Origin of the sequence: Blautia sp. MCC270 (genome assembly GCF_018785605.1) — a bacterium.
GTDB lineage: Bacteria > Bacillota > Clostridia > Lachnospirales > Lachnospiraceae > Blautia_A > Blautia_A fusiformis.
The window spans coordinates 149,241-171,013 of record NZ_WQQD01000007.1 but is presented as its reverse complement, the minus strand read 5'-3'; the positions used below and the strand labels follow the sequence as shown (position 1 = coordinate 171,013).

Sequence of the window (21,773 nt, the reverse complement as noted above, 5' to 3'; positions counted from 1 at the left end):
AAAGAGTTTTTGTTTTTATCAGCAGTGATAAAAAATGTACAGGTAGTTCGAGGACTGAGAAAAGGAAAAGACCAGGGAAGAGTTGTGCAGGGTAATATTGTAGCTGATCAAAGTAATAAATCTTAAAAGGTAATAAAACGGCTGCAGGCCTATAATACTTTCAGGGTAACAGAAAAACTTCCATTCAAAAAATGGGAGTTTTTCTGTTACCGGAGTATCATATTTGCAAGGTGTGATTTATAAAGTATCTTGACAGAGGTACCGATCCTGTTATACTATTAAAACTGATAAAGGGGAGTAACCTACGTTTGGAAATCTGCGTTTGCAGTGTCGTCAGTACGGTGGAAACATCCGGCGCTGCAGGGAAATGGTGAGACTTTTATTGCATTTTTTGTTGTGCAATAAGGGTTTCTTTTTTTATATCCTTTTATCAAAAAAATCCTTTATTGCATAAAAAAATTACAGTTGGTGAATATTTGCAAAAAAGGAGGCAAAGGTAATGAAAGAAATTTATCAGCAGACAGCAGAAGAAGTTCTCGAGCGTGTGGAAAGCAGGGAATCAGGGCTTACCGATGAACAGGTCAGACGGTCCAGAGAGAAGTGCGGATGGAATGAGCTTGCAGAAGGAAAGAAAAAAAGTATTTTGCAGATCTTCTTTGAACAGTATAAGGATTTTCTGGTGCTGATCCTGATCGCATCGGCAGTGATATCCGGTATGCTTGGAGATGTGGAAAGTGCAGCAGTTATCGTGATCGTTATTACGATCAATGCGATTTTGGGAACTGTGCAGACAGTAAAGGCTGAGCAGTCCTTGCAGAGCTTAAAGAAGCTTTCCGGACCGGAGGCAAAGGTATTACGTGATGGTGTGGCGGTACAGCTCCCGGCAAGAGAACTGGTTGTAGGAGATGTGATCCTTCTTGAAGCAGGTGATATGATCCCGGCCGATGGAAGATTGATTGAAAATGCAAGCCTTAAGGTCGATGAAAGTGCCCTTACCGGAGAAAGTCTTGCGGTTGAAAAGAGTAGGGACATTATTTTGGAGGAAGCATCGCTTGGTGATCGGACAAATATGCTGTTTTCCGGAAGCTTTGTCACATATGGGCGTGGCAGAGCGGTTGTAACGAATGTAGGAATGCAGACAGAGGTTGGAAAGATTGCGGGACTTCTGAAATCGACTTCGGAAAAACAGACGCCACTTCAGGCGAATCTGGATGATTTTGGAAAGAAGCTTTCTATTCTGATCCTGATATTTTGCGGAATTCTGTTTGCGATCAGTGTATTCCGCGGTGAGAAGATCAGCAGTGCATTTATGTTTGCAGTAGCACTTGCAGTCGCAGCGATTCCGGAAGCTTTAAGCTCCATCGTGACGATCGTCCTTTCTTTCGGAACACAGAAGATGGCAAAGGAGCACGCGATCATTCGTAAGCTTCAGGCTGTGGAAGGTCTTGGAAGCGTATCTGTTATCTGTTCGGATAAGACCGGAACACTCACACAGAATAAAATGACAGTAGAAGATTATTATATTGATGGAAAAAGAATCACAGCAGATGCAATTGATGTAGCAGATCCGGCGCAGAGATGTCTTTTGGACTACAGCATTTTATGTAATGATTCAACAAACGAAAATGGAGTGGAGATCGGAGATCCGACGGAAACGGCATTGATCAATCTGGGCAGCCGGTACGGAATCGAGGCTGCTGGTGTAAGAAAGCTTTATCCAAGGGAAGGAGAGCTTCCCTTTGACAGTGACCGTAAGATGATGTCAACACTTCACAGAATTGATGATGAGAACCGGATGATCGTAAAAGGTGCGGTTGACCGGCTTCTGGAGCTGACAGACAGGATCTGGACAAAGGACGGAGTTCGGGAAATCACAGAAGCAGATAAAGAAAAGATCCGGCGCCAGAATCAGGAATTTTCAATGGAAGGGTTACGGGTACTGGCATTTACCTATCGTGAAATTCCGGAGAAGCATGTATTGACGACAGAAGATGAGAACCATCTGGTATTTCTTGGCCTGATCGCTATGATGGATCCGCCGAGGGAAGAATCAAAGGCTGCAGTGGCAGAATGCATAAAAGCGGGGATTCGGCCAGTCATGATCACGGGAGATCATAAGATCACAGCAGCGGCAATTGCAAAGAGAATCGGAATTTTACACGATCTGTCGGAGGCCTGTGAGGGTGCTGATATTGAAAATATGAGTGATGAGCAGCTGAAGGAGTTTGTCCCGAATATTTCTGTGTATGCAAGAGTGTCACCAGAGCACAAGATCCGTATTGTCCGTGCATGGCAGGAGAAGGGGATGATCGTGGCAATGACCGGAGACGGTGTGAATGATGCTCCGGCATTGAAGCAGGCAGATATTGGTGTTGCAATGGGAGTGACCGGAACCGAGGTCGCAAAGGATGCCGCAGCAATGGTGCTTACAGATGATAATTTTGCAACAATTGTAAAAGCAGTGGAAAACGGACGAAATTTATATCAGAATATCAAGTATGCGATCCAGTTTCTTCTGTCCGGAAACTTTGGTGCGATCCTGGCAGTTCTTTGTGCATCCCTTGCAGGACTTCCGGTTCCTTTTGCACCGGTACATCTGCTGTTTATCAATCTTTTGACAGACAGTCTTCCGGCGATCGCGTTAGGCGTGGAGCCGCACAGCAGTGAGGTGATGAATGAGAAACCAAGATCAGCAGACGAGTCAATACTGACAAAGGATTTTCTTGGTAAAATCGGTCTGGAAGGACTGGTGATCGGTATGATGACGATGATAGGATTTTTGACAGGATATCATCAGAATGGTGCACTGCTTGGCAGTACTTATGCCTTCGGAACACTTTGTCTGGCACGTCTGTTCCATGGATTCAACTGCAAATCGGATCATCCGGTTATCTTTACAAAACGTTTCTTTAATAATAAATGGCTTCAGGGAGCATTTGTACTTGGGGCAGTACTCATTACCGTTGTACTGACGGTTCCAGGATTTCATCTCCTGTTTAAAGTAGAGACGTTGGATCTGATGCAGCTTGGCTGTGTATATCTGTATGCGTTTGCAAGTCTTCCGATCATTCAGCTGCTTAAATGGATACGCATGAAATTAAGAAAAAGAGGAGAATGATAGTGGATATAAGTAAAATATCTGTAAAAAAAATCCGGGAGCTTATTGTGTTTACAGCATTTCTTGTGGTCGCCCTGTGGAAGTTTGATGTGGTGCTCGATGTGCTGAAAGCAATATGGGGGATCGCATTTCCTTTTGTACTTGGCGGGGCGCTCGCTTTTATGATTAATGTGCCAATGAGCTTTTTGGAAAAGAAAATTTTTGGAAGGGTAAAAAAAGAAAATAAGATAGGTGCAAAACTGGCAAGACCGATAAGTCTGTTCCTTACGATCGTATTTGCGGTTGGCGTGATCGTACTGGTGATGTTTGGTGTGATCCCGCAGCTTACGCGGACAATGGGAACTCTGATGATGAGTATCGCTGATTTTATTCCGCAGATGCAAAGCTGGATCCGGGAATTTTCTCATAATAATCAGGAAATCATGAAGCTGGTAGATCAGGTACAGTTTAATCCGGATCAGGCGATCAAGTGGGGGATAAGCCTTCTTGGAAACGGTGCAGGAAATATGATGAATACCACAATGTCAGCAGTGGGTTCCATAGTCAGTGGATTGGCAACCTTTTTTATTGCTTTTTCATTTGCCTGCTATGTCCTTTTTCAGAAGGAGAAGCTGCATGTGCAGATCCGAAAAGTATTTTTTGCCTTTCTCCCAAAGAAAAAGGCAGATGCTTTTCTTAAAGTCTGTTCTCTGACTTATCGGACATTTGCAAATTTTCTTGCAGGTCAGTGTCTGGAAGCTGTGATCCTCGGCTGTATGTTTGTTGTGATACTGAGTATTTTGAGGATGCCATATGCACTTTTGATCGGAGTTTTGATTGCGTTTACCGCATTGATTCCGATTTTCGGGGCCTTCATCGGGTGTGCGGTGGGAAGCTTTTTGATCTTTATGGTAAATCCGAAACAGGCAATTTTATTTATTATAGTATTTCTGGTGCTGCAGCAGATCGAGGGAAATCTGATCTATCCTCATGTTGTGGGTGAATCCGTAGGACTTCCGTCGATCTGGGTTCTTGCAGCAGTTACGATCGGCGGAAACCTTATGGGAATTGTAGGTATGCTTGTTTTCATTCCGCTGCTTTCCGTATTCTATACTATCTTTCGGGAATTCGTATATCTGCGCCTGAAGAAAAAGCATATCAAACAGGTGACAAAGACAGAAATAGAGGAATATACGGCGGAGGAAATTGTAAATAGTGACATATCAGAGGGGAAATGATATGATGGACTTGTATTGGGATAGTTAAGAAAATCTTATATTTAAGGGGGGAGTTACTGTGTGGTTTGTGTTTGCCTTGCTGTCTGCTGTATTTGCGGCGCTGACCTCCATACTGGCCAAGATAGGTATTGCCGGTGTTAATTCGAATCTTGCAACAGCGATTCGAACGATAGTGGTACTAGTTATGGCTTGGGGAATGGTTTTCCTCACAAATACCCAGGGCGGGATCGCAGCAATCAGCAAAAAAAGCTGGCTGTTTCTGACCCTTTCAGGTCTGGCAACGGGTGTTTCGTGGTTATGCTATTATCGTGCTCTGCAGATAGGCGATGCATCCAAGGTTGTGCCGATAGACAAGCTGAGTGTCGTGATCACACTGGTACTGGCATTTGTTTTTTTGCATGAGAAATTCACAGCAAAATCGATGATGGGATGTATTTTGATCGGTGTGGGAACATTATTGATGGTTTTGTGAAAAGGCATAAGAAAACTATATACAAAAGGAGAGTGTTATGAAAACACGAAAGAAAATTTCAGCAAGGCTGTTGGCGATCATGCTTATTGCTGCATTGCTGCTTCCTCTTGCATGGAATGTCCCGGTGGAAGCAGCCGAGGCAAAACAGATCGATGTTTTGTTCAGCCATGATACACATTCGCATTTGAACAGCTTTTCAACCATCGTAGATGGAGAGCAAAAAGAAGTTGGCGGATTTGCAAGGATCAAAACCCTGATCGATGAAAAGAAGCAGGAAGATCCGGACACCCTGGTGCTGGATGGCGGCGATTTTTCCATGGGAACACTGATCCAGACCGTATACGATACGGAGGCGGCAGAGCTTCGGATGCTGGGATATCTGGGGTATGATGTGACGACTCTGGGGAATCATGAATATGATTATCGTTCAAAGGGACTGGCAAATATGCTGGAGGCTGCGAAGGCTTCCGGTGAGACAGTGCCGGCACTGGTAGTGTGCAACGTGGACTGGGACAGCATGGAGCAGGATGGATTAAGCGATGGTCAGAAGCAGATCCGGTCGGCATTTGAAGCCTACGGTGTGAAGGATTATGTAGTAGTTCAAAAAGGAGATGTAAAAGCTGCAGTAGTCGGTGTGTTCGGTAAGGATGCCCTGGAATGTGCACCGACCTGTGAATTAAAGTTCAAGGATCCGGTTGAGGCCGTAAAACAGACGGTAGAAGAGATCCGAAAAAATGAAAAAGTGGATATGATCGCTTGTGTGTCCCATGGAGGAACCTGGGAGGATGAGAACAAATCGGAGGATGAGATCCTTGCAAAAGAGGTGCCGGATATCGACTTGATCATCAGCGGACATACGCACACAGAGCTGAAAGAGGCAATTCAGCATGGGAACACATATATCGTATCCTGCGGCGAATACGGAAGAAATCTGGGATCACTTTCCATGACACAGAAACAGGACGGACGGTGGGAGCTGACATCCTATGAGCTGATCCCTGTTTCTGAGGATGTAAAACCGGACCAGGCGACACAGGAACAGATCGATGCCCTGATGGATACGGTGGATAAGAATTATCTTGCCGATTTCGGCTATACAAGGGAAGAGGTTCTTGCTGAAAATGATGTTGAATTCAACAGTCTGGAAGAAATGGGCACGAAGCACGAAGAGTTGAATCTTGGTGATATCATGTCCGATGCATACATATATGCAGTGGAAAATTCCGAGTATTATGATGGTGATCCGGTTGATGTAGCCGTTGTTCCAAGCGGAACCGTGCGGGACACATACACAAAGGGCGATATCACAGTAGAGGATGTTTTTAATTCCTTTTCACTGGGGATCGGAAAGGACGGTGTTGCCGGATATCCGCTGATCAGTGCATACCTGACCGGAAAAGAGCTGAAGCTGGTAGCGGAGGTGGACGCTTCTGTATCGGATTTTATGACAACGGCAAGGTTATATTGCAGTGGATTGAATTTTGCATACAATCCACATCGGATGATCCTGAATAAGGTGACAGATTGTTATCTCACCAGGGCAGACGGAGAGCGGATCGAGATCCAGGATGACAAGCTGTATCATGTTGTGACAGATCTGTATACCGGCCAGATGCTTGGTTCTGTGATGAAAATGTCCTATGGACTGCTGTCTCTTGAACCGAAGGACAGGGATGGAAATCCTATTGAAAATCTGGAAGATCAGGCGATCATGGAGGATGACAGGGAATTAAAGGCCTGGGATGCGATCGCAAGATATATGCAGTCCTTTGAGGATACAGACGGCGACGGAATTGCCAATGTGCCGGAATATTATGAGACGACACATGGACGTAAGGTTGTGGAGGACAGCAGAAATATCATTGATCTGGTGAAGCAGCCGAATAAGTTTTCGGCAATGATCGCAGGTATTTGTCTGATCTTTATCGTGATCATTGTGCTTGTGGTATTTCTGATCCGAAGGATGATCTGCAGGATCAAAGTCAGAAAAGGAAAGAGAAATTCAAAATAAATATACGGCTGAGAAGAAAGCTGTCGCTTTAGCGGTTGATAGATCGCAAAGCGGCAGCTTTTATTTGTGGCAGATATATAAATGGTGAAAGAAGATATTTTATAGTTGACAAATAGAGAACAATGCCATACAATCGTTCTAAATAGAACGAAAAGATATGGAGGAAGGCTATGTTTTTCTGGGATCAGCATAAAACGATAACAAGCTGTTATGAAAAAGTCACAGGGAGTGTATGTGAGAAATATCAGCTGACGCATATGGAATATGATATCCTTATGTTTTTGCACAACAATCCACAGCATAATACTGCGGCTGAGATCGTTAAGGTCCGTAAGTCGACGAAATCCCACGTGTCCTCTTCTCTGAAAAATCTGGAGAGCAGAGGTCTGATCGAAAGGATCCAGAGTGCGGATAATAAGAAGCATATCGAGATCGTTTTATTAAATAAGGCAGATCGGATCATTGAAGATGGAATAAAAGCACAGAAGGAATTTGCAAAAATCGCTTTGGACGGCCTGACAGTGGAAGAGAAGCGTATTTGTAAAGAGGTGTTTCATAAGATCTGCGAAAATGCGGATAAATATATGAGGTGAGATGATGAAAAAGAGATTTCATGTAAAGAAAAGGACTCTTTTGCTGATCGCGGGTATTGTATGGCTGATTGCCGGATTTAATGTTGCCAGACTTGGGATATTATCATACCGGGTGATCGATCGGAAGTGGTATCTGTATCTGTTTTCGGTCGTTGCTTTTTTCTATTCCGGTCTCGGCTGTGCACTGGCCCTGGCGGGGGTGGTATTTACCAGAAATTATTTTTGTTATAAACAATTGATCGTAAAGGAGCAGGAAGCATGAGAGAAAATAGTAAGAAAAACATGCCGGACATAATGGAGGCAATATTTGACGCAGGATATTTGATATTCGATCTGATCGCAGGAATTCTTTTCTTTGTATTTTCGAAGGGTAATCCTTTGTTTATCCTTTACGGAGTACTGACATTGACACTTTGTGGCGGAGATGCTTTCCATCTGGTGCCAAGGATCATCAGAGCTGTCCATGGAAGCAGCGAGAAGATCAGGAAACAGCTGGGAATCGGATTACAGGTATCCTCGATCACGATGACTGTATTTTATATTATTTTACTGTATGTATGGAAGCTTACCTTCCCGGAGCTGAATGCACCGGCAGCAGTGGAAGCAATGATCTGGATCTCTGCGATCATCAGGATCGTGGTATGCTTCCTTCCTCAGAATAACTGGTGTACAGACGATGGAAATATGAAATTATCCATCCTGAGAAATGCAGTTTTTGCAGTTACCGGTATCGGTGTGATCATTCTGTATGCGATCTCCGGAAATGTGAATGGGTATCACATGACAAGAATGGTTGCTGCGATCATCATTTCCTTTGGATGCTATCTTCCGGTAACCTTATTCAGCAAAACAAAGCCCAAGGTCGGATTACTGATGATCCCAAAGACCTGTGCATATATGTGGATCATTGCAATGGGACTTCATCTTCTGTTTTAGGACAGCAAGCATTAAGTAACCGCCTGACTATGGATCAGACATTGGATGTCCGCAGCGTATTTTGGTACGTCTGCGGACATCTTTTTTTGAGATGAATTGCAATTTTTTTTGTAAAATTGTAGAATGAAAGAGTTTATGAAAAAGAGTCATGAAAGAGAGAATCAGGAAATGAATGATAAAATCGCAGTCTGTCTTGGAAAGGGCGGACAGAGAGATATGGCGGAAGCCTTTTGCAGGAGGACCGGAGCGCAGCTTCAGGATAAGCCGGGAGATTTTCTGACGGTGCGGTTTGATTCCAGGGGCGTTTCGCTGTCCGGTTTCGGGCTGACCTATCAGGGGGATTTTGTGGAGACGATGCTTCACAGAGTTACCAGAGGCAGACTTCAGCATGAGATGCTGGTGAAGGCGGTGAAGTCAGATAAGGAGGGAAGGAAGGCCATCGATGCTACGGCAGGAATGGGTGAGGATGCCTTTCTTCTGGCAGCCCAGGGCTATGAGGTGACGCTATACGAGCAGAATCCGGTGATCGCAGCCCTTCTTAAAGATGCCATTCGCCGTGCCAAGAAAAATATGGATCTGAAAGATATTGCCGGTCGTATGAAGGTGATCGAGGGAAACAGTGTAGAAGGTATGTCAAAGCTTCTTGATCCTGTAGACGTGATCTATCTGGATCCTATGTTTCCGGCAAGACAGAAATCCAGCCTGATCAACAAGAAACTTCAATTGATCCAGAAGCTGGAACCACCGTGTTCCGGGGAAAAGGATCTTTTTGATGCAGCTATCAGAGCAAATCCGGATAAGATCATCGTCAAGCGTCCGCTGAAAAGTGAATGTCTTGCCGGCCGGGAGCCGTCTTATACATTGAAGGGGAAGGCAATACGATATGACTGCTATGTATTATAAAGTCAGACACTATCAATACAAAAATCGAATCGGAAATCTTAAGTCTGAAGCTGTAGGCGTGGTAAGCGGGGAAAAACATTTCCCCATATTTCCTGGAAATATGATTTTCAAGCCACTGACGAAATCCAAACCATTTTCCACGCCACTGTATGCTTATGCAGAGGTGTTCTGGTCAACGATCATTAATGAATATTTTATGCCTGCGCCCAGGTATGAACTGGCCATCTGTGAAGGGTATGAGGCAGTAAATGAAAAATATCTTGACTACGGAACGGCAGTACCCATGGCCTATAAAGAAGGGGAATCCCTTTTGAATCTTCTGGAGTTTTTCAGGAAATATCCGGATGAAAAGGTAGATATAGATAATTATGTAAACTATTGTCAGATGTTTTATGATTATAGAGATATTTTTGAAGCTGATTTTTTGCAGGAGCATCAGGAAATGGCGGAACAGCTTGCCATGCAGGTACTGATCTCTGTCCTGAAGGGAGACCAGAATTATCATTATGAAAATGTAGCATTTCTCTGTGATAAAGATGGCGGGATCATAAGTCTTGCACCTATGATCGATCATGAATTTTCTACGTATTTTATGTTTCCGGACGATGTTTCCCGTCATGTATACTGGCTGATGGAATTAAGCAAATCCATCCGCGGATGGGAAGTCCGGCCTGGGGAATATGATAATTTCAAAGATCCGGAAGAACGGAAACTAATGGAAAAAAGTGCCACCTGTATTCATAAAAATCTCCTCTATATAAAAGAACATTATCCGCAGACAACGGAAGAATTTCTGGATAAAGCAGAAAAACTGAAAACAGCATTGACGGAAGCTTCAGAGGATTTTCTGATCCGGGGAAATACGGAATATCCGGACTGTGCGGATTCCAGTGCCTGGCTGATCGGAAAAGCCCGATACAAGGATAAAGATGAAGAGAAAGCCAGTGCTTATGAGACGGAATTATACGGAAAGGGGAAAAAGCTTGATTTCCGGGACGTAAGTATCAGTGCAATAAATGAAATAAAAGCTGTGATCAGTCAGATGGAAGAAGTTTTGAGAAAGAGAGAATAAACAAATGGAACAAACAAAAACAATATTAAAAAAAACCTGGGTGGTGGCAGCGCTTGCCTGTGTCTGCTGTCTTCTCTGGGGGAGTGCGATCCCGCTGATCAAGACAGGATACCGTCTGATGCAGATGGATTCTGCAGATACGGCAAGTCAGATCGTTTTTGCAGGTGTGCGTTTTGCACTGGCAGGAATCCTTGTACTGATCTTTGCATCTTTGCGTGAGCGCAAGGTTCTGCTTCCGGATCGAACTGTTCTGAAATATGCGGTGCCGGTATGTATGGCTCAGACGGTATGTCAGTATTTCTTCTTTTATATAGGTGTGGCACATACCTCCGGTGTAAAAGGCGCTATTATCACAGGTCTTGGGAATTTTATTGCGATCCTGCTGTCCTGCCTTGTTTTTCACAAGGAAAAAATGACCGGGCGAAAGATGCTCGGCTGTATCCTCGGTTTTGCCGGCGTGGTCGTGATCAATCTCATGGGAAATTCTCTGGATGCAGGTTTTAGGCTCACAGGAGAAGGATTTATTCTGATCGCGCAGTTTTCTTACGGAATGTCCACGGTGCTGATCAATATTTTTTCCAGAAAGGTATCTCCGGTGGTACTCAGCGGAACGCAGTTTACCATGGGCGGGATCATTCTGTTCCTGATCGGAAAAGGGATGGGAGGACATTTCGGAGTGGTAAATGCCGCCGGTATTGGGATCATCTTTTATCTGGCAATGGTGTCTGCAGTGGCCTATACACTGTGGTCAGTGCTGCTTGCCTGGAATGATGTATCCAAGGTAGCGATCTTTGGCTTTGTAAATCCTTTGTTCAGTGTGATCCTGTCTGCACTGGTTCTGGGAGAGGTACGTCAGGCATTTAATATGGGAAGTCTCATCGCACTGTTTCTTGTCTGTGTGGGAATTTATGTGGTAAATCAAAAAAAATCTTCATAAGTGGTATTGCAGTTATTGTTCCCAGGCAATATTTTTTGAAACGTGTTGCTGAGAACGGAGTGAACAGTAACGGTCGCAGAATGAACAGTAACGATGCCGGAGTTTTGAAATTGATTTCAATACGGCATTGTGTTAAAATAGCTCCATAAAAAGTGTGAACATAAAAATCCATGCCGGAATAACTGCAGGATCCGGAAGCAGATCCTGCACCGGACAGTAAGGAGGAAAAATATGGAATTTCAGAAACTGATCGAAGAGAGAAGGACCATCCGTAAATACAGCCCGGAGAGCAGGATCACAAAAGAAGATCTTCTTGCAGTGATCCGGGCCGCTCAGGAAGCACCCAGCTGGAAAAACTCCCAGACCGGAAGATATTACTGTGTAATGTCCGAAGAGATGGTGGAGAAGGTCAGCAGAGAATGTCTGCCGGAAATGAACCAGGCAAAAGCAGAGAATGCATCCCTGATCGTTACAACCTTTGTACATAACCATGCCGGATTTCAGAAAGACGGAACACCGGATAATGAGCTTGGAAACGGCTGGGGCTGCTATGATCTGGGACTTCAGAACGAGAATCTGATCCTGAAGGCAAAGGAGCTTGGATATGGAACCCTGATCATGGGACTTCGTGCCGGAGACAAGCTCCGTGAGATCCTTTCCATTCCGGAAACAGAAACGGTAATGGCAGTGATCGCCATCGGAAAAGCAGCCGAAGAGCCTGCAAGACCGAAACGTAAAGATGTGGAAGATATTGTGAGATTTTATTAAATAATAGAAGAAATGCCCGGTACATATCAAAATGTTCGGGCATTTTTTAATGGAAATTAAAGAGCAAAATGGTCTGAAAAGGATTGCCTGGAGGAGTGAATTCTGTTATCCTGTAAGAAAACAGCTGTGACAACATGGAAGGGTTTTGAAAAGCAGAGTTTGGGAGAAGCAAAAAAGCAATACAGTAAAAGCAAGGGAGGTTTTTAACCAATATGCAGATCATACATGAAAATGAATACGAAGAAACCATGAAAAATATCGTAACGCCATATCTTCTGTCTCACAGAAGGGAACTTTATGTACCGGGTGCGGATTATCCGTTTCGTAACAAAAGCAAACGGATCACAGGTAAGATCCATATGCTGCAGTATCTGTCTGATATTGATATGCCTAAAGGTGTGGTAGTCATCAGCCACGGATTCACAGAATCAGCAGTAAAATATGATGAAGTGGCCTATTATTTTCTTAAAGAAGGCTATCATGTATATATTCCGGAGCATTGCGGCCATGGCAGCAGCTATCGTCTTACCGCAGACCCGTCTCTGGTCCATATCGATACATGGCGAAGATATATCCGCGATTTTCTGAAAGCATGCCGCTACATAAAGAAAGCACATCCGGATCTGTCACTTAACTTGTATGCACATTCCATGGGTGGTGCCATCGGTGGTATTGCTGCAGCCTGGGAGCCGGACTGGTTTCACAAGGTGATCCTTTCTTCTCCGATGATCCGTCCTCTTACAGATAATGTTCCGTGGCCGGCAGCCACCGGCATAGCTCTGGAGAAATGCATTTTCGGAAAAGATGAGGAATATGTAGCTGGCCGAAAGCCTTACGATGGCAGCGGTTCTTTTGAGACAAGCTCCGCAACATCAAAACCAAGATACGAGCGATACAAAAATCTCCGTGCAGAACATAAGGAGCTCCAGACCTGGTCTCCATCCTACGGCTGGCTCTGGGCTTCTGCGGAAATGAGCTGGTATCTGCGTCTCTACGGATGGAAAAAATATACGGCACCAATGCTGCTCATCCAGGCCCAGACGGAAGATCTGGTGTCTGTCCGTGCCCTGAAAAATTTTGCTGGAAAGATCAATCGCCAGGGAAAAACAAGCTGTGATTATATCCATATGATCGGAACAAAGCATGAGATCTATGGAAGCAGAGGTAAGATCCTGGAGAAATACTGGGGATATATATTTACATTCCTGGACGACACGGAAAATGATATTGATCACAGATAAGTATTTTTACTACAGGTATATCACATATTTAACAACAGGATTGGCAGCTTTTATTCACTTTCTTTCTTTATCATAGTAAAATTATAAAGCTTTTCTCTTATACATTCGACAAAAAATGTGATATAATCTAACGAATCGTCTTTTTGTACAGACAAACGTACAATCCAAAAAGACAAAATTAAATAAGGGAAGGATTATAGAATGTTATCTGTTATTGAATCAGTGAATGCTGCCGTAAACAATTTTATCTGGGGCGTTCCTGCGATGATCTGTATTATTGGTGTAGGTCTTTATTTAAGTATCCGCACGAATTTTCTCCAGATTCGGAAATTTCCCTATGCCATCAGGGTCACTATCGGACGTATGCTTCGGAAAAGAGAAGCTTCCGATGGAAGTCTGACACCGTTTCAGGCTGTTTGTACGGCGTTAGCTGCTACCGTGGGAACGGGAAATATTGCAGGTGTGGCAGGTGCTATTGCCATCGGAGGACCGGGAGCCGTATTCTGGATGTGGATTTCCGCACTTCTTGGAATGTGTACAAAGTTTTCAGAAGTAACACTTGCGGTACATTTCCGCGAAACCAATGCCAACGGAGATCTGGTTGGAGGACCAATGTATTACATTAAGAATGGTCTAAAAAAACACTGGCACTGGCTGGCATATCTGTTTTCCGCTTTTGGTGTGCTTACTGTTTTCGGAACCGGAAATGCAACCCAGGTTAATACCATTACAACAGCCATTGATTCTGCACTGATCAATTACAATGTGATCGCTGCAGACAATACTTCTACGGTAAACCTTGTTATGGGGATCATCCTTGCGATTCTTGTGGCAATGATCCTGCTTGGCGGAATCAAAAGGATCGGCCAGGTTACAGAAAAGCTGGTACCGTTTATGGCATTGTTTTATATTATTCTTGCCGTCGGTGTAGTTATCATCAACTGGAAAAATGTTCCGGGTGTTTTCAGCGCTATCATCAGAGGGGCATTTAATCCGGCATCTGTGACAGGCGGCGTAGTAGGAAGCTTTTTCATGAGTATGAAAAAAGGTGTTTCCAGAGGTATTTTTTCCAATGAGGCAGGTCTTGGTACCGGTTCCATCGCACATGCCTGTGCAGACACCAGAAAACCTGTAAAACAGGGATTTTTCGGGATCTTTGAGGTATTCACGGACACGATCGTGATCTGTACGCTGACAGCGCTTGTCATCCTCTGCAGCGGGGTGCCGGTTGGTTATGGTGCAGCAGCAGGAGCGGAGCTTACCATCAGCGGTTTTACCAGTACATACGGAAACTGGGTTTCCATCTTTACAGCAGTTGCCATGTGCTGCTTCGCATTTTCCACTATCATTGGATGGGGACTTTACGGAGCCAGATGTGCGGAGTTCCTTTTTAAGGAAAAAGCTATCAGACCTTTTATGGTACTGTACTCTCTGGTAGCGATCATCGGCGCAACTGTTGACCTTGGACTTCTCTGGAGTATCGCAGAGACCTTCAACGGTCTGATGGCGATCCCTAACCTGATCGCAGTATTCTTGCTTTCCGGTGTGGTTGTAAAGCTTGTGAAGGAGTACTTCGCCGGAGAAGGAAAGAACGCCTGAAGGAGTTTTTGAAAAAAAAACTTGACTATCAAAACAAACAGAGTTAGAATTGATTTAACTCATTAAAGAGTTAACACATAACAGAAGTAAATTCCATGAAGGGAATCAGTAAAGACAGAGGAACCGTCTTCAGAGAGCTGTGACTGGTGTGATGCAGCGTCGGAACTGCCTTGAATATCATCCCTGAGAAGGAAAGCCGAAAGTTTCAGACAAGTAAGTAGGTTTTCACGGGTGCTTCCCGTTACAGAAGTCGCGTATGCCGGTACGTTGCAGAATCGTGCTTGTTTCAATGGAGAAACAGGGTGGTTGCGGAATTTTATATCCGTCCCTGAAAGGGGACGGATTTTTTTTATCCAAAACATTTTAAACCACGCGGTAAGGATCTGAAACCGGAAAAATATACAAAAGGGGAAAGAGTATGAAAGTGTACAAAAAACTCATGAACGCACTTGCAGCAGTAGAAAAAATCGTACTGGTCATTTCCACACTGCTGATCCTTGTGCTGACTGTGGGAAATGTATTTTCCCGTAAGGTCATCCATCGCTCATGGTCTTTTACAGAAGAGCTTGTTGTAGCGGTGTTTGTTCTCATCACACTTCTGGCAGCAGCACTTGCCTGCCGTGAAAAAGGAGGACTGGTAAGTCTGACACTGGTTACGGACCGTCTTCCGAAAAAACTGGAAAAACCATCTGTGATCCTGATCACGGTCCTGAGTATTGTTTTTTCCGCAATTTTATTTAAATATGGAATGGACAAAGTTCTTACACAGCTGGCAAACGGCAAGAGAACTTTCGTACTGAACTGGCCGGAGTGGATCTTCTGGTCCTTCGTGCCGATCGGAGCAGGCTGTATGATCCTTCATTTTATTGAGTACTGCTTGGACTTCTGCCTGAAAAAAGATGATGAAAAGGAGGACAAATAAATGATCAGTGCAATCTTATTTATCTCCTTCTTTGTTTTCCTGATCCTGGGACTTCCCATTGCGATCTGCTTAGGTCTGTCATCTGTATGTGCCATCCTTTATTCCGGTACATCTCTGACGATCGTAGCTACAAATATGTACTCCGGAATCAGTAAATTCCTGCTTCTTGCTATCCCGTTCTTTGTTCTGTCCGGAAACATTATGGCAAAAGCCGGTATTTCCAAACGACTGATCAACTTCGTAGATACCTGCGTAGGACATAAAAAGGGCGGTATCGCCATTGTATGTGTTATCGTAGCCTGCTTCTTCGGAGCGATCTCCGGTTCCGGTCCTGCAACGGTTGCGGCACTTGGAGCAGTTCTGATCCCGGCTATGGTTGAGCAGGGCGGTTTCTCCGCACCGTTTTCCACGGCATTGATGGCAACCTCCAGTTCCATCGCCATTGTCATACCGCCGAGTATCGCATTCGTTGTATACGCTTCCATCACAGGTGTATCTATTGCAGATATGTTTATGGCTGGTATCGTTCCGGGACTTCTGATGGGTGTTGCTCTTGTGATCATCGTTATGATCGAGGCAAAGAAACATAACATTCAGCCATCCCGTGAAAAAGCTTCCGCAAAAGAGCGTTGGGATACATTTAAAGATGCATTCTGGGGATTCCTGATGCCGGTTATCATCCTCGGAGGAATTTACGGCGGTATCTTTACACCAACTGAGGCTGCAGCCGTATCTGTTGTTTACGGTCTGTTTGTTGGTATGGTGATCTACCGTGAGGTTAAGCTCAAAGATCTGTTTGACATTCTTGTGGATTCTGCAAAGACAACTGGCGGAATCATGCTGATCGTAGCGAGTGCTTCCCTGTTCTCTTTTGTATGTACCAAGTTTGGTATTGCAAATGCGGCATCTGAGCTTCTTGCCGGCATTGCACATAATCAGTTTACCTTCCTTCTGATCGTAAACATCATTTTCCTGATCGCAGGATGCTTCATTGATGCAAACTCTGCGATGTACATTTTTATACCGATCATGCTTCCGGTATGTAAGGCTCTGGGCTATGATGTGGTAGCATTCGGTGTTATGGCAACAGTTAACCTTGCGATCGGACAGGTAACACCTCCGGTAGGTGTAAATCTTTTCGTTGCCATCAGTATCAAGATCAAAAAAGGTCTGGAGGTTACTCTTCAGCAGATCTCCAGAGCAGTTATGCCGATGATCGCTGCATCCGTTGCAGTTCTTCTGATCATCACTTATATTCCGGCTGTTTCCACAGCTCTTCCGAAGGCTCTTGCAAAAGAGGGCTCCTATACAGGAGACCAGTCTTCTGACACAGAAAGCCAGAGTTCCAAGGATTCCGGAGACGGAAGTGATTCCTTTAATACCATCGCGGATTACAGTGATCTTGACTGGCCGGAGATGACATGGAACTTTGCATGCTCTACAACTGAAACAAGTACCTGGGCTGACGGAGGACGTAAGTTTGGTGAGCTTATGGAAAAAGCAACCGGCGGAAAAGTCAAGGTTAATATTTACGCAGCAGATCAGCTGACAAACGGAAATCAGTCCGAGGGAATCCAGGCACTGATGAACGGAGACCCGGTACAGATCTCCATGCATTCCAATCTGATCTACTCTGCATTTGACCCGAGATTCAATGTAGTATCCCTGCCGTTTATCTATGATTCCTACGATGATGCAGATGCAAAATTTGACGGTGAGGCCGGAGAAAAGCTGAAAGAGATCCTTGGTGAGTACGGACTTCATTGTATGGGAATCGCAGAGAACGGTTTCCGTGAGCTGACAAACAGCAAGCATGAAGTAAAAACAGTAGACGACATGAAAAACCTGAAGGTTCGTGTGGCCGGTTCCAACCTTCTTATGGAATGCTATAAGAGATGGGGGGCAGATGCCACAAATATGAACTGGTCTGAGACCTACACAGCACTTCAGCAGAATACGGTAGAGGGTGAGGAGAATCCGTTGCCTGCGATTGACGCAGCCAGTGTACAGGAGGTACAGCCGTACTGCTCCATGTGGGATGCAATCTATGATTGTCTGTTCTTCTGTATCAACCAGGATATCTATGACAGCCTGACACCGGAACAGCAGCAGGTTGTTGATGAGGCAGGTCAGAAGGCTGTTGAGTATGAGCGTTATATCAACCGTTCCGGCGACGAGGAGATCATGAGCCGCTGGGAGAAGAGCAACGGTGTGACCTTTACAAAGAAAGAGGATATGGATATCGATTCCTTCAAGAAAGCAGTAGACGGAATCGACGACTGGTTTGTAAAGGAGCTTAAGAGTGCAGGCTATGACGATGCACAGGATCTTGTAGATCTGTTTACAGAGGATTCGGTAGATACCGTGGAGGATTACAGTGATCTGAACTGGCCTGAGACAACCTGGAACTTTGCATGCTCCACAACGGAGACAAGTACCTGGGCTGATGGAGGACGTAAGTTCGGTGAACTCATGGAAAAGGCTACCGGAGGAAAGGTCAAGGTTAACATTTACGCAGCGGATCAGCTGACAAACGGAAATCAGTCCGAGGGAATCCAGGCATTGATGAACGGAGACCCGGTACAGATCTCCATGCATTCCAATCTGATCTATTCTGCATTTGATCCACGCTTCAATGTGGTATCCCTGCCGTTCATCTATGATTCCTACGATGATGCAGATGCGAAGTTTGACGGAGAGGCCGGAGACAAGCTGAAGGAGATCCTTAACGGCTACGGACTTCACTGCATGGGTATTGCAGAGAACGGATTTCGTGAGTTGACAAACAGCAAGCATGAGGTAAAATCTGTAGATGATATGAAGAATCTGAAGGTTCGTGTAGCCGGCTCTAATCTTCTTATGGAGTGTTATAAGAGATGGGGGGCAGATGCTACAAATATGAACTGGTCCGAGACCTACACAGCACTTCAGCAGAATACGGTAGAGGGCGAGGAGAATCCGTTGCCCGCCATCGATGCAGCCAGTGTACAGGAGGTACAGCCATATTGCTCCATGTGGGATGCAATCTATGACTGCCTGTTCTTCTGCATCAACCAGGATATTTATGATGCGCTGACACCGGAGCAGCAGGCTGTTGTTGACGAGTGTGGTCAGAAAGCTGTTGAGTATGAGCGTTACATCAACCGTTCCAGTGATGATGAGATCAAAGCACGCTGGGCAGACAAAAACGGTGTGACCTTCACAGAGAAAAAGGACATGGATATCGATTCCTTTAAGAAAGCAGTAGACGGTGTAGATGACTGGTTTGTTCAGGAACTGAAAAAACAGGGCTATAATGATGGTCAGGATCTGGTAGATCTGTTTACAAAGTAATCTTCATATATGTTTATAAAAAGATAAAATAGCCGGAAAGAGGCAGTTCTGAGAGGATTTTTCAGGACCGCCTCTTTTCTTTGCGGAAAAAAGATTATATACTGATAGCAGTCCGGCATTTGTCGGGCAGGAGATTATTGAAATATGACCGGAACATAAGTAAAGCATATATTCGCATTTATTTTACTGTATGCTCCGGAGAGTTGATAAAGTAAAGGAAGAAATATGATAAAGATCGATCTGATAACCGGATTTCTCGGATCCGGAAAGACAACATTTATAAAAAAATATGCCTCCTATCTTCTGAAAAAAGGCATGAACATCGGGATCCTGGAAAATGATTTCGGGGCAGTGAATGTGGATATGATGCTGCTTCAGGATCTGATGGGAGACAACTGTGAGCTGGAGATGGTTTCCGGGGGCTGTGATGCGGACTGTCACAGACGGCGATTTAAGACAAAGCTGATCGCCATGGGAATGTGCGGTTACGACCGTGTCATCGTAGAACCATCCGGAATCTTTGATGTGGATGAGTTCTTTGACGCCCTCCATGAGGAACCGTTGGATAAATGGTATGAGATCGGAAATGTGATCGCCATTGTGGATGCGAAGCTGTCAGAGGATCTTTCAGCGGAAGCGGATTATCTGCTGGCTTCCGAGGTGGCAGATGCAGGCTATGTATTACTGAGCAGGAGCCAGGAAGCCACGGTGGAAGAGATCAGCAGCACAAAAGAGCATCTCAACCGTGCACTTGGCCAGATCCAGTGCAGGCGCCGTCTGGACAGTGAGATTCTCACCGGAAACTGGGATGATCTCACAGACACAGACCTGGAAAAGATCCTGGATTGCGGGTATGTGGCAGAGGATTACGTGAAGGAATCCTATGCGGAAGGCGGCGGATTTGATTCTCTGTTTTTTATGAACGTTCATAAAAGCGAGGAGGAACTTCATGAAACTGCAGAAAGGATCCTGAATGATCCATCTTGCGGAGATGTTTTTCGCGTAAAAGGTTTTCTCAGAAAAGAAGATGGACAGTGGCTGGAGCTGAATGCTACCCGCCATGAGATCTGCATCCGGCCGGCAAAGCTGGGACAGGAGATCATGATCGTTATTGGGGAGAAACTGAATAAAGAGGTAATTGATGGATACTGGAAATAATACTGCAGGAAAAACAGCACCGGAGAGATATGTCTCAGAGAAGGCATTTGAAGAGCTGCCAGATACCTTTCAGAAGCTAGCAGAGCTGCTTGGAGAAGATCAGTTTGAACTGGTGGCAGTGAATGATGAGAAAGATCCGCAGGATCAGAAAGCAGCTTCAGAGAGTGCTTTTTCGGAAGAGATGGCGGAAAAGCCCGATGACAATATGTACAGAGTGGATTCTTATGTAAAAAACGGCGAAATCCGTCTTGTGTATCTTATGAATGATGCGGTAGAAAGCTTTCTTGTTTTTGGAAATGCCCGTATGACAGGTGTATACAAACCGGATTACGAGGGCGAGATCCTGGCAGATTTAAGCCGGCAGGGTAGAGAATACATCCTTGTGGTTCACCAGGATGATTCGGTGGTGACTTTGTTTTTTGAAACCCTGTCTCTGGAAAAATATCTCTACGATTACAGCCGGATCGGTCATTTCTGGGTAGAAGGGTATGAATATTTACGGCAGCTGGAATATCGGCTGGCGATCCTCCGCGACAAATATGATTATATAGGCGGGGACAGCTGCAACGCTCTGGAGGAGAAGCTTTCTGCACTGGTGGAATTTCCGCCATTGAATTACTGCTGTTATCCGGCTGTTCCGGAAAAGTATATTGTTCCCAAGGAAAATCCGTGGATTCCCTCGGAAAAGGCATTTGAGGTAATGGGAGAGATCGCAAGGCAGGCAGGAGACCGTACCTTTGTCAGGTGGCTTGAAATTTACCGGAAACTTCCGTTTAAATGGGTAGCACGGAAATTGGCAGGAATGCTTCACCGTACAAAACACATTCAGGTAACGATGTGCCTTTCCGAAAAGTTGAGGGAGGCTTCATCCGGATATGGGGATCGTTCCTTTGGAAAAGAAGCGGATGAAGAACTTAGAGTTCTTACAGAAAAAGCCAGGACAAAGCAGACAGAGCTGAAAGAGCAGGGTATGGGATCCGAAGTACTCAGGGAAGAACCGTTTACCATTGCCAGAGATTCTCTGGGATTTAAGGTTTATCTCATGAAATGGAACAAAGGAAGAAAAGACTGTACCGTTGAAATTGAAGAAATATGACGAAATATATATAGATCCGTAGAGAATATCTGTGAAGTGTTTTTGCCCGGCAGGGATTGCTTTTTTAAAAACACTGGGGTATAATCTAACGGAAAGAGTTAAGAACAGCCCTTTAATAAGAAAGGAGATTTTTAAAATGAAAGTAACACATATTACAGATATTGATAAATTTTTTGAGGTAATTGACAGCTGCAAGGGTAGAGTAGAGCTTGTAACAGGAGAGGGAGACAGACTGAACCTGAAATCCAAGCTTTCCCAGTATGTATCTCTTGCAAACATCTTTTCCGCTGGTGAGATCCCGGAGCTTGAGATCGTTGCAGCAGAGAAAGAGGATATCGACAAGCTTATGAACTTTATGATCAACGGCTGATAGGAAGAACGATTTTCAGGGATGTGA

At 44.7% G+C, this 21,773-nt stretch carries 18 protein-coding genes and 1 other annotated feature; all 18 genes read left to right on the top strand.

Going from position 1 to position 21,773, the window contains the following annotated elements; translation table 11 throughout:
• Positions 1-499: 499 nt before the first annotated feature.
• The 18 genes from GPK58_RS03295 (at position 500) to GPK58_RS03210 (ending at position 21,746) form a co-directional block, all read left to right on the top strand.
• Positions 500-3,118 carry a cation-translocating P-type ATPase gene (locus tag GPK58_RS03295; protein ID WP_215638190.1) on the top strand — a complete coding sequence of 873 codons (2,619 nt, stop codon included), beginning with the start codon at positions 500-502 and terminating at the stop codon, positions 3,116-3,118.
• A gap of 2 nt (positions 3,119-3,120) precedes the next feature.
• Complete coding sequence (locus GPK58_RS03290; RefSeq protein ID WP_330627188.1) at positions 3,121-4,335, top strand: AI-2E family transporter; 1,215 nt, start codon at positions 3,121-3,123, stop codon at positions 4,333-4,335.
• A 58-nt stretch (positions 4,336-4,393) separates the two neighbouring features.
• A complete protein-coding gene (locus GPK58_RS03285; protein ID WP_215638188.1) occupies positions 4,394-4,807 on the top strand; it encodes an EamA family transporter in 414 nt (137 codons plus the stop codon).
• A gap of 37 nt (positions 4,808-4,844) precedes the next feature.
• Positions 4,845-6,818, top strand: a complete 1,974-nt coding sequence (locus tag GPK58_RS03280) for a bifunctional metallophosphatase/5'-nucleotidase (protein ID WP_215638187.1) — start codon at positions 4,845-4,847, stop codon at positions 6,816-6,818.
• 170 nt (positions 6,819-6,988) lie between these two features.
• Positions 6,989-7,411 (top strand): MarR family winged helix-turn-helix transcriptional regulator, encoded by a 423-nt coding sequence (locus GPK58_RS03275; protein WP_015525496.1) that lies wholly within the window; start codon positions 6,989-6,991, stop codon positions 7,409-7,411.
• 1 nt (position 7,412) lies between these two features.
• Positions 7,413-7,673 (top strand): hypothetical protein, encoded by a 261-nt coding sequence (locus GPK58_RS03270; RefSeq protein ID WP_330389450.1) that lies wholly within the window; start codon positions 7,413-7,415, stop codon positions 7,671-7,673.
• The gene (locus GPK58_RS03265; protein ID WP_215638186.1) at positions 7,670-8,347 is read left to right on the top strand and encodes a hypothetical protein; all 678 of its coding nucleotides are present in this window, start codon (positions 7,670-7,672) and stop codon (positions 8,345-8,347) included. The genes GPK58_RS03270 and GPK58_RS03265 overlap by 4 nt, the downstream gene beginning before the upstream one ends.
• Before the next feature lie 168 nt (positions 8,348-8,515).
• The gene (locus GPK58_RS03260) at positions 8,516-9,250 is read left to right on the top strand and encodes a class I SAM-dependent methyltransferase (protein WP_044962204.1); all 735 of its coding nucleotides are present in this window, start codon (positions 8,516-8,518) and stop codon (positions 9,248-9,250) included.
• On the top strand, positions 9,231-10,322 hold the full coding sequence (locus tag GPK58_RS13050) for a hypothetical protein (RefSeq protein ID WP_252195750.1): 1,092 nt from the start codon (positions 9,231-9,233) through the stop codon (positions 10,320-10,322). The genes GPK58_RS03260 and GPK58_RS13050 overlap by 20 nt, the downstream gene beginning before the upstream one ends.
• 4 nt (positions 10,323-10,326) lie before the next feature.
• On the top strand, positions 10,327-11,259 hold the full coding sequence (locus GPK58_RS03250; protein ID WP_215638185.1) for a DMT family transporter: 933 nt from the start codon (positions 10,327-10,329) through the stop codon (positions 11,257-11,259).
• 231 nt (positions 11,260-11,490) lie between these two features.
• Positions 11,491-12,027, top strand: coding sequence for a nitroreductase family protein (locus tag GPK58_RS03245; protein WP_015525501.1), 537 nt, complete (start codon positions 11,491-11,493; stop codon positions 12,025-12,027).
• Positions 12,028-12,239: 212 nt separating this feature from the next.
• On the top strand, positions 12,240-13,268 hold the full coding sequence (locus GPK58_RS03240) for an alpha/beta fold hydrolase (protein WP_215638184.1): 1,029 nt from the start codon (positions 12,240-12,242) through the stop codon (positions 13,266-13,268).
• 201 nt (positions 13,269-13,469) lie between these two features.
• Entirely contained in the window at positions 13,470-14,867 is a 1,398-nt protein-coding gene (locus GPK58_RS03235; RefSeq protein WP_015525503.1) for an alanine/glycine:cation symporter family protein, read from the top strand.
• Positions 14,868-14,953: 86 nt separating this feature from the next.
• Positions 14,954-15,200: a binding site (T-box leader), on the top strand.
• Between the two features lie 85 nt (positions 15,201-15,285).
• Positions 15,286-15,789 (top strand): TRAP transporter small permease, encoded by a 504-nt coding sequence (locus tag GPK58_RS03230; protein WP_015525504.1) that lies wholly within the window; start codon positions 15,286-15,288, stop codon positions 15,787-15,789.
• Positions 15,790-19,122, top strand: coding sequence for a TRAP transporter large permease subunit (locus GPK58_RS03225; RefSeq protein WP_173761499.1), 3,333 nt, complete (start codon positions 15,790-15,792; stop codon positions 19,120-19,122).
• A 225-nt stretch (positions 19,123-19,347) separates the two neighbouring features.
• Positions 19,348-20,280: a GTP-binding protein gene (locus GPK58_RS03220; RefSeq protein ID WP_215638183.1), complete on the top strand. Its 933-nt coding sequence runs from the start codon at positions 19,348-19,350 to the stop codon at positions 20,278-20,280.
• Complete coding sequence (locus GPK58_RS03215; protein ID WP_215638182.1) at positions 20,264-21,376, top strand: DUF3878 family protein; 1,113 nt, start codon at positions 20,264-20,266, stop codon at positions 21,374-21,376. The genes GPK58_RS03220 and GPK58_RS03215 overlap by 17 nt, the downstream gene beginning before the upstream one ends.
• Before the next feature lie 136 nt (positions 21,377-21,512).
• Positions 21,513-21,746 carry a hypothetical protein gene (locus GPK58_RS03210; protein ID WP_015525508.1) on the top strand — a complete coding sequence of 78 codons (234 nt, stop codon included), beginning with the start codon at positions 21,513-21,515 and terminating at the stop codon, positions 21,744-21,746.
• Positions 21,747-21,773: the final 27 nt, after the last annotated feature.